Here is a 12,695-nt window from a genome sequence, read left to right as displayed (position 1 = left end):
CGTATGCCCGGAGCCCCGGTAGTTTGCTCCGGCGGGTGACGGGTATCCGTCGACGTGACTCGCGCACCGATCATCGCCGAACCGGCCCTCCCGGCGGCGCACGGACCGTTGTCGACGGCAGTCCGCCTGGCACTGACCGGGCCACCCGCCTACGACCGCCTGGCGCGCATCGGTTCGGGGGCGCGCGATTCCGATCCCTACGGTCTGGACCTGCAGCTCGCGCTGTGCATGTGCTACGAGCTGCACTACCGCGGCTTCGCCGGCGTCGACCCCTGCTGGGAGTGGAATCCCGCGCTGCTGGGTTTGCGCGGCGAGCTCGAACGGGTCTTTCTGGCCGGCGTGCGCCGCGACGTCGGGCCGATCGAACCCGGCCGCACCGCGGCAACCGAGATGGAGGCGCTCACCGTGGAGCCCCCCGGCGGCACCGGCCCCTCATATCACCTGCGCGACAACGGAACCTGGCAGCAAATGCGCGAATACTTCGTGCACCGTTCGCTGTATCACCTCAAGGAGGGCGACCCGCACGCCTGGGCGATCCCCCGCCTGACGGGCGGCGCCAAGGCCGCCTTCGTCGCGATCGAATACGACGAGTACGGCGCCGGCCAGGGGCCGCGCCTGCATCAGCAACTGTTTGCCGACCTGCTGGCCGCCGCCGGCCTGGACGCGGCCTACCTGGGCTACCTCGACGCCGTCCCGGCCGAGTCGCTGGCGGTGGTGAACCTGATGTCGCTGTTCGGGTTGCACCGTGCGCTGCGCGGGGCCGCGGTCGGGCACTTCGCGTCGATCGAGATCACCTCACCGCCGGGGTCGCGGCGGATGGCCGAGGCGCTACAGCGGATGGGCGCACCCGCGGCCTGCGTTCGGTTCTACCGCGAGCACGTCGAGGCCGACGCGGTCCACGAACACGTGGTGCGCGTCAACGTGGTCGGCGATCTCGTGGCGCACCAACCGCAACTCGAGCCCGACGTCGTCTTCGGCATGCGGGCCAACGCGCTGCTGGAGGACCGCTTCGCCGCCGCCGTCACGGCGGCATGGGAGCAGGGGCGCTCGTCGTTGCGCATGCCGGTCGACTAGCCCCGCGCCGTGCGGCGGCATCTGCGATGGCTGGTGTCGCACAACGGATAGTCCTCGCTGCGCCGGCAGGTGCAGACCGCCACCATGAACCGGTCGGACTCGACGACGCCGCCGTCGGGCATCTCGATCCGCACCGGGCCCGACACCAGCACGGGCCCGCCCGGCACCACCTGCACCCGGGTGGCGCTCACCGCTTGTCCGCCCGGATCACGACCAGCTCCTCCTCGCGGCAGCCGCGCGGGATGCGCCCGGCGCCCTCCAGCCAGGCCGCCCTGGCCGCCAGAACCGGGCCGAACGGAATCCGTTCGGATGCAACGATTTCCGCATCCATACCAGCGGAGCGCAAAATGTCCAGCGACCGGCCGGCATCGGCGAAGCCGGACTGCACCATCAGCATCGACCCCCTCTCGCCCAGCAGCTCGGGCGCGGCCCGGCACAGCGGATCCAGGATCGACCGGCCATCGGCGCCGCCGTTCCACGCCCACGACGGCCCGGCGGCCGCGGGGATCGCCTCGGGTCCGGCGCGCGGCGGCGTCGGCACGTAGGGCGGGTTGGTGACGACGACGTCGAACGGGGCCAGGTCCAGCGCCCGCGTCCAGGAGCCCTCGCGGACGTCGACCGCCACCCCGGCGCCGGCGGCGTTGCCGCGCGAACACCGCACGGCGTGGGGGCAGATGTCGAACGCGGTGACGCTGGCACAACCCATCCCGGCCGCCGCGATGGCCACGAAGCCGCTGCCGGTGCACAGGTCGAGTACCCGCCGGCCGGGAATCAACCCCGTGCGCTTCATCGCGGCCACCAGCAGCCGAGAGTCGCACTGCGGCCGGTACACCCGCCCGGCTTCGTGCCCGGCTTCGGGGTCGGTCGGGTTCAGCGTGCCGGCCGGCGCGGGCAATGTGGTTGTCAAACTGGGCCTTTCGGAAGCTGTGCGCGGATCGCCGCGTCGATCACGGCAATGGCCTGTGTATTTCCCGGCCTGTGTATTTCCCGCAAACGGCGAGGCTCAAACGGTGCGGCCTTCATGCCTGCTCGGCGCTAGCCCCTCGCGGACCGAGCGAAGTGTTCGACGATTGCCGCGCAGAACGCGGGCAGGTCCTTCGGTGCGCGGCTGGTGATGAGGTTCGCCCGCCCCGGTCGGCGCCGCACGCGGCTCCTCGAGTTCGACCTTCTCCACGCCGTCGGCCGCCAGGATGGCGATCTTCTTGCCGTGCAACTCCTCTGGCATCGCGCGCTCCTTCAATGGTGGGGTGTGCTCGACGATGTCATGCCCGTACGGTCCGCAGCGCCTCCAGCAGCGGCTCGGCGGCCTCGGCCAGGAACCGGTCCTGGGTCTGGCCGCCGATCTGGACGAGCGCGACGTCGGTGAACCCGGCCTCCCGGTAGGGCCGCACGGCCTCCACGATCGCGTCCAGGTCCGGGCCGCACGGGATGGTCTCGGCGACGTCTTCGGGCCGCAGGTACTGCGTCGCGCCGGCGAAGCCGGCCGGGGTCGGCAGGTCGGCGTTGACCTTCCAGCCGCCGGCGAACCAGCGGAACTGGTCGTGCGCGCGCTCGACGGCGGCGTCGCGGTCGGGATCCCAGCTCACCGGTATCTGGCCGACGATGCGCCCGCTGCCGGCCATGTCGGCGGCCCGGCGGACGCCGTGCCACGCGTGGACGAGGTCGCCGTCGGGCTCGGTCGCGATCATGTGGTCGCCGAGCCTGGCGAACTGCTCGACGGCCCTGGCGCCCCCCACCGCCACCCCGATGCCGACCGGGACCTCGGGCACGTCCCACAACCGCGCCGAGTCGACCTCGAAGTAGTCGCCGCGCCAGCTCACCAGCTCGCCGGTGAACAGTTCGCGGATGATCTCGATGGCCTCGCACAGCATGTCCTGCCGGCGCTGCACGGTCGGCCAGCCCTCGCCGACGACGTGTTCGTTGAGGTTCTCCCCGCTGCCCAGGCCGAGCGTGAACCGGCCGTCGGACAGGATCTGCAGGGTGGCCGCCTGCTGGGCGACGATCGCCGGGTGGTATCGCATCGTCGGGCAGGTCACGTAGGAGTACAGGTCCACCCGTTCGGTGGCGTGGGCCACGGCGCCCAACACCGTCCAGGCGTGCGGCGCATGACCCTGCGAGACCAGCCACGGCGAGAAGTGGTCGCTGCACACCTCGAAGTCGAAGCCGCGCTCTTCAGCCGAAACCGCATATCGCACAAGATCTTTCGGTCCACTCTGCTCGGTCATCAGAGTGTAGCCAAAGTTCGTCATAGCGCCCTGGTTACCCCGGCCGGTCGGCGGCAAACCGGCACCGGCAGCCCAGACCCGCGCCCGCTCAGCGGACCACGATCGTGTGCTCCCCGCGTGCCACGAGTTCCCCGATGACGGGCGCGCCCGGGATCTCGGCCGCGACCAGCAGCCCGCCCGAGGTCTGCGCGTCGGCGAGCAGCAGCGCCTCGTCCCCGGTCACCGCCGACAGGTCCACGTGCGGGGCCACCCAGTCGAGATTGCGCCGGGTGCCGCCGCTGACGTAGCCGGCGGCGAGCGCCTCCCGGGCGCCCTGAAGGTAGGGCACCGCGGCCGAGTCGATCACCGCCGTCACACCGCTGGCCCGCGCCAGCTTGTGCAGGTGGCCCAGCAGGCCGAAACCCGTGATGTCGGTCGCACATTCGGCGCCCGCCGCCAGCGCCGCGGCGGCAGCGGCGGCGTTGAGCGTGGTCATCGCGTCGATCGCCTGCGGGAACCGTTCGCCGGTGGCCTTGTGCCGGCTGTTCAGGACGCCGACGCCCAGCGGCTTGGTCAGCGACAGCGGCGACCCGGGCCGGCCGGAGTCGTTGCGCAGCAACCGGTTCGGGTTCCCGATGCCGGTCACCGCCAGCCCGTACTTGGGTTCGGGGTCGTCGACGCTGTGCCCGCCGGCCAGATGGCAGCCCGCCAGCACGCACACGTCGAGCCCGCCGCGCAGCGTCTCGGTCGCCAGCTCGAACGGCAGCACGTCGCGCGGCCAGCCCAGCAGGTTGACCGCCACGACCGGCCGGCCACCCATCGCGTAGACGTCGGAGAGGGCGTTGGTGGCCGCGATGCGGCCCCAGTCGTAGGCGTCGTCGACGACGGGGGCGAAGAAGTCCGTCGTCAAGATCAGCGCCGTGTCGCCGTCGATGCGCACCACCGCGGCGTCGTCCCCGCTGTCCAGCCCGACCAACAGTTCGCCGACCGGGTCGCGCGGCGCGGCCCCGCCCAGCCCCCGGACCACCTCCTCGAGTTCGCCGGGTGGGATCTTGCACGCGCAGCCGCCGCCGTGGGCGTATTGAGTCAGCCGGTAGGACATGGCGTCCATAATTGTCCCCATGGTCCAGGGAGGTGTGCCCGGTCTGGTGACCGGCGCGGTCTTCAAAACCGTCGAGCGGCAGACGCTGCCGTTGGCGGGTTCGATTCCCGTCCGCCTCCGCCACCCTGGCACCTGAAGTGAGCGAAGTGACCGATCCCCGCCGCCGGGTGCCGCGCACCGATGCGCTGCTCGCCGATCCCCGCCTCGCCGAAGCGCAGCGGGTACTGGGCCGCGAGCTGGTCAAGTCGGTGATCGCCGCCGCCCAGCAGGCCGCCCGCGCCGGGGAGATCGCCCCGGAGCGCGTCGCCGATCACGCCGTGGCCACGCTGCCGCGCACCGCGTCGGGCCTGCGGCCCGTCCTCAACGCCACCGGCGTCGTCGTGCACACCAACCTGGGCCGGGCGCCGCTGTCGCCGGCCGCGCTGGACGCCGTCGTCGCGGCCGGCGGTGCCACCGACGTCGAGTTCGACCTGGCGACCGGCCGGCGCGCCCGCCGTGGCCGCTCGGCGCTGGCCGCGCTGGCCCGGGCGGTCCCCGCCGCCGGCGGCGTGCACGTGGTCAACAACAACGCGGCCGCGCTGCTGCTGACCGCGCTCGCGCTGGCCCCCGGCCAGGAGATCGTGATCAGCCGCGGCGAGATGGTCGAGATCGGCGACGGATTCCGCATCCCGGACCTGCTGGCCTCGGCCGGTGCGCGGCTCCGCGAGGTCGGCACCACCAACCGCACCGCCCTGGCCGACTACACCGGCGCGATCGGGCCCGACACCGGGTTCGTGCTCAAGGTGCACCCGTCGAACTTCCACGTCAGCGGGTTCACGTCGGCGGTCGCGGTGCGCGAACTGGCCGGGCTGGGCGTGCCGCTGGTGGTCGACATCGGCTCCGGGCTCCTGGCGCCGCATCCGTTGCTGCCCGACGAACCCGACGCGACGTCGGCGCTGCGCGACGGGGCCGACCTGGTCACCGCCAGCGGCGACAAGCTGCTGGGCGGCCCGCAGGCCGGGCTGCTGGTCGGCGACGCCGCGCTGGTCGAGCGGCTGCGCCGCCACCCGGCGGCGCGCGCCCTGCGGGTGGACAAGCTCACCCTCGCCGCGCTGGAGGCCACCCTCGTGGGCCCGCCGCCGCCGGTGGCCCGGGCCCTGAGAACCGACGTCGCGGCGCTGCGCGCGCGGGCGCAGCGGCTGGCCGCGGGGCTGCCGGACGCCGAGATGGTCGACTGCGTCGCGGCCGTCGGCGGCGGCGGCGCCCCGGACGTGGCGCTGCCCAGCGCCGGGCTGAGCCTGCCGGAGCGCTACGCGGCGGCGCTGCGCGCCGGCGACCCGCCGGTGGTCGGCCGCGTGGAGGCCGGCCGCTGCCTGCTGGACCTGCGCACCGTTGCCCCCGACGACGACGAGCTGCTGGCGACCGCCGTGCGGGCATGTTCGTCGCGGGCATGTTCGTCGTAACCACCGCCGGGCATGTCGACCACGGCAAGTCGACGCTGGTGCACCGGCTCACCGGCATGTGGCCGGACCGCCTGGCCGAGGAGCAGCGCCGCGGCCTGACCATCGACCTCGGCTTCGCCTGGGCCGACATCGGCGGGCGGCGGATCGCGTTCGTCGACGTGCCGGGCCACGAGCGGTTCGTCGCCACCATGCTCGCCGGCTTGGGGGCAATGCCCCCGGAAAGCCTCGTCGTGTTCGTGGTCGCCGCCACCGAGGGCTGGATGCCGCAGTCCGACGAACACCTCGCGGCGCTGCACGCCCTCGGCGTCCGCCACGGCCTGCTGGTGATCAGCAAGGCCGACCTGGCCGACCCGGCGGCCGCCGTCGAGCAGGCCCGGGAGCGGTTCGCCGCCACCTCGCTGGCCGGCCCGCCGGTGGTGCTCGGCACCGACCTGGACCGGGTGCGCGCCGGGCTGGTGGCGCTCACCGACCGGCTGCCCGCACCGGACCGCGACGCCGACGTGCGCCTGTGGGTGGACCGCGCCTTCACCGTCCGGGGCGCGGGCACGGTGGTGACCGGGACACTGGCCGCCGGCACCGTCCGGGTCGGCGACGAACTCGAACACGCCGGGCGGCGCGTCACCGTGCGCGGGCTGCAGTGCCTGGGCGAGGACCGCGCCGAGGCCGCCGCGGTGGCCCGGGTCGCGCTGAACCTGCGCGGCCTGGACCGCCGGCACATCGGCCGCGGCGACACCGTCCGCGCCCCGGGGGCGTGGCTGGACACCGCCGAGGTCGACGTCGCGCTGCGGGCGGCGCAGACGTTGCACCGCGAGCTTGTCCTGCACGTCGGGTCCGCCCGCCGGCGCTGCGCCGCCGCGGCGCGGCGCGGGCCCGCGCCGACGAGCTCGCGGCCGGCATGCCGCTGGACGCGCTGCGCCGGCAGCTCGGGCTGCCCGCCGCCGAGCTGGTGACCACGCTGCTCGAGGGCACCGGGCTGACGGTGTCCGACGGCCTGGTCGCACCGCCCGGCGCCGGCCTGCCGGCCCGCGTCGAGGAGGCCGTGCGCACCCTCGAGGAACGGCTGGCCGCCGCACCGTTCCGCGCCCCGGAGGCCGACGACCTGGCCGCCCTGGGGCTCGGCGCCCGCGAGCTGGCCGCGGCGGTGCGCGCCGGGCGGTTGACCCGCATCGCGGACGGGGTGGTGCTGGGTCCCGACGCGCTCGACCGCGCGGCCGGGATCCTGGCGGCACTGCCGCAACCGTTCACCGTGAGCGAGGCCCGGCGCGCGCTGGGCACCACGCGGCGGGTCGCCGTGCCGTTGCTGGAGCGGCTCGACGCGCGGCGACTGACCCGCCGCGGCGGCGACGGCACCCGGGAAATGGTTTGATCGAGACATGGATATCGGCAAGCTGATCCAGTCGTGGCCGGTCTACCGCCAGCTCACCGGCGCCGATCCGCTGGGCCGCGGCAAGGCCGCACAGTCCAAGCGCTCCGCGGGGCTGCAGCCCCGCACCGCCACCGCCGACGGCGTCGCGCACTCGGTGTGCCCCTACTGCGCGGTCGGCTGCGCGCAGCAGGTGTACGTCACCGACGGCGAGGTCGTCCAGATCGAGGGCAACCCGGACAGCCCGATCTCCCGGGGCCGGTTGTGTCCCAAGGGATCCGCCAGCAAGCAGCTGGTCACCGGGTCGCAGCGGGAGACCACGGTGCGCTACCGCGCGCCCTACGCCGCCGAGTGGACCGAGCTCGACCTGGACACCGCGATGGACATGGTCGCCGACCGGGTGCTCGACGCCCGCCGCAAGGGCTGGCAGGACTTCGACAAAGACCGCAACACCCTGCGCCGCACGATGGGCATCGCCAGCCTGGGCGGCGCGACGCTGGACAACGAAGAGAACTATCTGATCAAGAAGCTGTTCACCGCGCTGGGCGCGCTGCAGATCGAGAACCAGGCCCGTATTTGACACAGCGCCACGGTTCCCGGTCTGGGAGCCTCCTTGGGTCGCGGCGGCGCGACGAACCATCAGCAGGACCTGGCGAACGCGGACTTCATCGTCATCATGGGCTCGAACATGGCCGAGGCGCACCCGGTCGGGTTCCAGTGGGTGATGGAGGCCAAGGCGCGCGGCGCCCAGGTCGTCCACATCGACCCGCGGTTCACCCGCACCAGCGCGGTCGCCGACCGGCACGTGCCGCTGCGCGCGGGCACCGACATCGCCTTCCTCGGCGGGGTGATCAACTACATCCTGTCGGGTGAGCTGGACTTCCGGGAGTACGTGACCACCTACACCAACGCGTCGTTCATCCTGTCCGAGGGCTACCGCGACACCGAGGATCTCGACGGGCTGTTCAGCGGCTACGACCCCGACACCGCCTCCTACGACCCGGCGACCTGGCACTACGAGTCCACGGACGACGGCGGCCGGGGCGGGGCGGCCGACAAGCAGCAGGGGGCGCCGACGCAGCTGGGCTCCGGCGGGGCCCCGATCGAGGGCGGCGCCGGCGACATCCCCAACGACCCGACGCTGCAGCACCCGCGCTGCGTCTACCAGGTCCTCAAGCGGCACTACGCCCGCTACACCCCCGAGATGGTGGAGCGGGTGTGCGGGGTGCCGGCCGAGACGTTCGGCCGGATCGCGCGGGCGTGGACGCAGAACTCGGGCCGGGAGCGCACCGCCGCGCTGGTGTACAGCGTGGGCTGGACCCAGCATTCGACGGGCGCCCAGTTCATCCGCGCCGGGTCGATCATCCAGCTGCTGCTGGGCAACATCGGCCGCCCCGGCGGCGGGATCTTCGCGCTGCGCGGGCACGCCGGCATCCAGGGCTCCACCGACGTGCCGACGCTGTTCAACCTGCTGCCCGGCTACCTCGCGATGCCGCAGGCCGGCCAGGAGACCCTGTCGGACTACCTCGAGAAGATCACCAGCCACAACCAGAAGGGCTTCTGGCACCAGGCCGACACCTACATGGTGTCGCTGCTCAAGGAGTACTGGGGCGAGCACGCGCGGCCCGACAACGATTTCTGCTTCGACTACCTACCCAGGATCAACGGCGACCACGGCACCTACCGCACGGTGCTGGACATGATCGACGGCACCGTGTTCGGCTACTTCCTGCTCGGCCAGAACCCGGCCGTCGGGTCCGCCCACGGGCGGCTGCAGCGCCTCGGCATGGCCAACCTCGACTGGCTGGTGGTGCGCGACCTCGTCATGATCGAGAGCGCCACCTTCTGGAAGGACGCGCCCGAGATCGAGACCGGCGAGATCTCGCCGCAGACGTGCCGCACCGAGGTGTTCTTCTTCCCGGCCGCCTCCCACGTCGAGAAGGCCGGCACCTTCACCCAGACCCAGCGCATGCTGCAGTGGCGGGAGAAGGCGGTCGAGCGGCCCGGCGACGCCCGCTCGGACCTGTGGTTCTTCTACCACCTGGGCCGCAGGCTGCGCGAGAAGCTGGCCGGCTCGACCGACGACCGCGACCTCCCGCTGCTGCACCTGGCCTGGGACTACGCGACCGAAGGCCCGGAGGGTGCCGAGCCGTCGGGCGAGGACGTGCTGCGCCGCATGAACGGCCTCGACCTGACCACCGGCCGGGCGGTTGGCGGCTACACCGAGCTGAGGGCCGACGGCAGCACCGCCTGCGGCTGCTGGATCTACAGCGGGGTGTACGCCGACGAGGTCAACCAGGCGGCCCGGCGCAAGCCGCGCGACGAGCAGGGCCCCCACGACAACGAGTGGGGCTGGACCTGGCCGCTGAATCGCCGGGTGCTCTACAACCGGGCGTCGGCCGACGCGGCGGGCCGCCCGTGGAGCGAGCGCAAGAAGCTGGTCTGGTGGCACCCGGAGAACAACGAGTGGACGGGCCACGACGTCCCGGACTTCGAGCGGAACAAGCCACCGGACTACCGCCCACCCGAGGGCGCGGTGGGCGTCGAGGCGCTGCGCGGCGACGACGCGTTCATCATGCAGTCCGACGGCAAGGCCTGGCTGTTCGCACCCAATGGCCTGGCCGACGGCCCGCTGCCCACCCACTACGAGCCGCACGAGTCGCCGGTGCGCAACGCGCTGTACGCCCAGCAGGGCAACCCGGCGCGAATCGTATACGGCCGCAGCGACAATCCGTCCAACCCTGCGCCGCCGGAGGCGCACGGCGAGGTATTCCCGTTCGTGTTCACCACGGCCCGGCTCACCGAGCACCACACCGCCGGCGGGATGAGCCGCCAGCTGCCCTATCTCGCGGAGTTGCAGCCGGAGCTGTTCGTGGAGGTCTCCCCCGAGCTGGCGCGGATGCGGGGGCTGACGCACCTGGACTGGGCGCACGTGGTCACCAGCCGCACGGCGATCGACGCGAAGGTGTTCGTGACCGACCGGATGAAGCCGCTGCGCCTCGAAGACCGTGTGATCCACCAGGTGTGGATGCCCTACCACTGGGGCTACGCCGGACCGGTCCAGGGTGAGGTGGTCAACGACCTGCTCGGGGTGGTGCTGGACCCGAACGTGTTCATCCAGGAGAGCAAGGTCGCCACCTGCGACGTCCGGCCCGGGCGGCGGCCGCGCGGACCGCAGCTGCTGGCCTACATCGCCGACTACCGCCGTCGCGCCGGCATCACCACCGAAACGGGCACTCAGCTGGACACCACCCGGCCCGGCCCGGTGGTCCACCTCGAGCCGGAGGAAAAGCCTTGAGCGACAACAGCTTCTACGGGTCCCTCTACGGGCCGGATCCCGACCCCGCCGGCAACGCCGGATACGCGCGGGACCACCCGCCGCGGGTGGGGTTCTTCACCGACACCTCCGTGTGCATCGGCTGCAAGGCCTGCGAGGTGGCGTGCAAGGAGTGGAACTCCGTGCCTTCGAAGGCCGATGCCGGCTTCAACCTGCTGGGGATGTCGTTCGACAACACCGGCATGCTGGGCGCCAGCTCGTGGCGCCACGTCGCGTTCATCGAGCAGGACCGCCCGCTGGGGCGGCAGGATCCGGGCAGCGCCGGGTCACCGGCCGGCCCGTCGGGCAGCGGCGAGTCGGCGGGGGTCGCCGCGGCGGCGGTCGAGGCAATGCCGCGCGGCGGCGGGGAACTCGGCAACGCCCCGGTGGACCTGGACTTCCCGAAGTTCGCGCGCCCGGGGAATGGCACCGGCGAAAAGGCCCGCACCGACTTCCGTTGGCTGATGAGCTCCGACGTGTGCAAGCACTGCACGCACGCGGGCTGCCTGGACGTGTGCCCGACGGGCGCGTTGTTCCGCACCGAGTTCGGCACCGTCGTGGTGCAGCAGGACATCTGCAACGGGTGCGGCTACTGCGTGTCCGGCTGCCCCTACGGGGTGATCGACCGGCGCGAGGGCGACGGCCGGGCCTGGAAGTGCACGCTGTGCTACGACCGGCTGCGGGACGGCCTGGAACCCGCGTGCGCCAAGGCCTGCCCCACCGACTCCATCCAGTTCGGTGTCCTCGACGAGCTGCGCGAGCGCGCCGCCCGCCGCGTGGAGAAGCTGCACGAGGGCGGGGTGAGCGAGGCGCGGCTGTACGGTCACGACCCGAACGACGGCGTGGGCGGCGACGGCGCGTTCTTCCTGCTGCTGGACGAGCCCGAGGTGTACGGGCTGCCGCCGGACCCGGTGGTGCCGACCCGCGACGCGCCCGCCATGTGGCGTTACGCCGGGCTGGCGGCGTCGGCGCTCGTCGCCGCCGCGGTGTCGTCGTTCCTGGGGCGGGGCCGGCGGTGAAAGAGCGGCGCAGCGACGCGGGCGCGCAGGACATCCACGCCCAGATGTTCAGCCGCGGCCGGGACGGCGGCGGCGGGCGCGAACAACTGGCCGTGCCGCGCGCCGAATTCCGGTCGTACTACGGGCGGGCGGTGCTCAAGACACCGGTGTGGGAGTGGAAGATCGCCGCCTACCTGTTCGCCGGTGGCCTGTCGGGGGGCTCGGCGCTGCTGGCCGCCGGAGCCGACCTGACCGACCGCCCGACGCTGCGCCGCGTGGGCCGGGTCGGGGCGTTGGCCAGCCTGATCGCCGGCATGTACTTCCTGGTCGCCGATCTGGGCCGCCCGGAGCGGTTCCACCACATGCTGCGGGTGGCCAAGCCGAGTTCGCCGATGAGCGTGGGCACCTGGATCCTGTCCGCGTACGGTCCGGGCGCGGCGCTGGCCGGGGCGGCGGAGCTGATGCCGGCGCCGCTGCGGCGGTCCCGGCCCGGGCGGCTGCTGAGCTGGTCGGCGCGGCCGGCGGGGCTGTCGGCGGCCGCTTTCGCGCCGGGGGTCGCGTCCTACACCGCGGTGCTGCTGTCGCAGACCGCCGTCCCGGCCTGGAACGCCGCACACCCGTACCTGCCGTTCGTGTTCACCGGTTCCGCCGCGGCCAGCGGCGGTGGGCTGGGGATGCTGCTCGCGCCGGTCGAGGAGGCCGGCCCGGCCCGCCGGCTGGCCGTCCTGGGCGCCGGGCTCGAGGTCGCGGCGTCGCGGCTGCTGGAGCGGCGCATCGGCCTGGCCGCGCAGGCCTACACCAGCGGCACAGCCCACCGGCTGCGCCGGCGGGCGGAGTACCTGACGGTCGGCGGGGCGCTGGGCGCGGTGGTGGCCGGACGCCGCCGCCCCGCCGCGGCACTGTCCGGGCTGGCGCTGCTGGCCGGCAGCGTGCTGCAGCGGTTCGGCGTGTTCGAGGCCGGGGTCGAATCCACCCGCGACCCGAAGTATGTCGTGGTGCCGCAGCGGGAACGGCTCGACGCCGGCCGGCCGGCCCGCGGTGACGACCGGCAGCGGCCGCAGTTCCCACGACTGGTTGCGGGCGTGCGCACGATGCGCTCGGCTGCGGCGCGGGTGCTCGGCTAGGCCCGTTTTCCGCATAGTTGGGGGTTTAGGTTTGCGGTTTTGGGTGTTGTTGTGGTGCTGCGTGTTTCGGGC

The 12,695-nt window shown here is 73.2% G+C and carries 9 protein-coding genes, 1 tRNA gene and 2 pseudogenes; 7 read left to right on the top strand and 5 right to left on the bottom strand.

Annotated features, from left to right (window positions below; translation table 11 throughout):
- Nucleotides 1-54 precede the first annotated feature (54 nt).
- Nucleotides 55-1,074 carry an iron-containing redox enzyme family protein gene (locus tag FPZ47_RS09530; RefSeq protein WP_144950730.1) on the top strand — a complete coding sequence of 340 codons (1,020 nt, stop codon included), beginning with the start codon at nucleotides 55-57 and terminating at the stop codon, nucleotides 1,072-1,074.
- Here FPZ47_RS09530 and FPZ47_RS30605 read toward each other — a convergent pair.
- The 5 genes and pseudogenes from FPZ47_RS30605 to selD form a co-directional block, all read right to left on the bottom strand.
- The gene (locus FPZ47_RS30605; RefSeq protein WP_425461766.1) at nucleotides 1,071-1,196 is read right to left on the bottom strand and encodes a CDGSH iron-sulfur domain-containing protein; all 126 of its coding nucleotides are present in this window, start codon (nucleotides 1,194-1,196) and stop codon (nucleotides 1,071-1,073) included. The genes FPZ47_RS09530 and FPZ47_RS30605 overlap by 4 nt on opposite strands.
- 65 nt (nucleotides 1,197-1,261) lie before the next feature.
- On the bottom strand, nucleotides 1,262-1,981 hold the full coding sequence (locus tag FPZ47_RS09520; RefSeq protein ID WP_144950734.1) for a HemK2/MTQ2 family protein methyltransferase: 720 nt from the start codon (nucleotides 1,979-1,981) through the stop codon (nucleotides 1,262-1,264).
- Between the two features lie 216 nt (nucleotides 1,982-2,197).
- Nucleotides 2,198-2,299: pseudogene (locus FPZ47_RS09515) on the bottom strand (peptidase C56); the annotation flags it as partial.
- Between the two features lie 37 nt (nucleotides 2,300-2,336).
- Entirely contained in the window at nucleotides 2,337-3,323 is a 987-nt protein-coding gene (locus FPZ47_RS09510) for an LLM class F420-dependent oxidoreductase (protein WP_144950736.1), read from the bottom strand.
- Between the two features lie 64 nt (nucleotides 3,324-3,387).
- The gene (selD, locus tag FPZ47_RS09505) at nucleotides 3,388-4,380 is read right to left on the bottom strand and encodes a selenide, water dikinase SelD (RefSeq protein ID WP_144950750.1); all 993 of its coding nucleotides are present in this window, start codon (nucleotides 4,378-4,380) and stop codon (nucleotides 3,388-3,390) included.
- 28 nt (nucleotides 4,381-4,408) lie between these two features.
- Between selD and FPZ47_RS09500 the strand changes: the two genes are divergently transcribed.
- From FPZ47_RS09500 to nrfD, 6 genes and pseudogenes are all read left to right on the top strand, one after another.
- Nucleotides 4,409-4,503, top strand: a tRNA-Sec gene (locus FPZ47_RS09500).
- Between the two features lie 23 nt (nucleotides 4,504-4,526).
- The gene (gene selA, locus FPZ47_RS09495) at nucleotides 4,527-5,822 is read left to right on the top strand and encodes an L-seryl-tRNA(Sec) selenium transferase (protein ID WP_144950752.1); all 1,296 of its coding nucleotides are present in this window, start codon (nucleotides 4,527-4,529) and stop codon (nucleotides 5,820-5,822) included.
- Nucleotides 5,810-7,188 (top strand): annotated as a pseudogene (locus FPZ47_RS09490) (selenocysteine-specific translation elongation factor). The gene selA and the pseudogene FPZ47_RS09490 overlap by 13 nt, the downstream one beginning before the upstream one ends.
- Nucleotides 7,189-7,195: 7 nt before the next feature.
- A complete protein-coding gene (fdh, locus tag FPZ47_RS09485) occupies nucleotides 7,196-10,483 on the top strand; it encodes a formate dehydrogenase (protein WP_145039412.1) in 3,288 nt (1,095 codons plus the stop codon).
- Nucleotides 10,480-11,520 (top strand): 4Fe-4S dicluster domain-containing protein, encoded by a 1,041-nt coding sequence (locus FPZ47_RS09480; protein WP_144950742.1) that lies wholly within the window; start codon nucleotides 10,480-10,482, stop codon nucleotides 11,518-11,520. Before fdh ends, FPZ47_RS09480 begins: the two co-directional genes overlap by 4 nt.
- A 44-nt stretch (nucleotides 11,521-11,564) precedes the next feature.
- On the top strand, nucleotides 11,565-12,623 hold the full coding sequence (gene nrfD, locus FPZ47_RS09475) for an NrfD/PsrC family molybdoenzyme membrane anchor subunit (protein WP_168209405.1): 1,059 nt from the start codon (nucleotides 11,565-11,567) through the stop codon (nucleotides 12,621-12,623).
- Nucleotides 12,624-12,695 lie beyond the last annotated feature (72 nt).

This window comes from Mycobacterium helveticum (genome assembly GCF_007714205.1).
Classification (GTDB): Bacteria; Actinomycetota; Actinomycetes; order Mycobacteriales; family Mycobacteriaceae; genus Mycobacterium; species Mycobacterium helveticum.
Note: the sequence above shows the minus strand (reverse complement) of the source record. Positions and strands in the feature narration are given on the sequence as shown.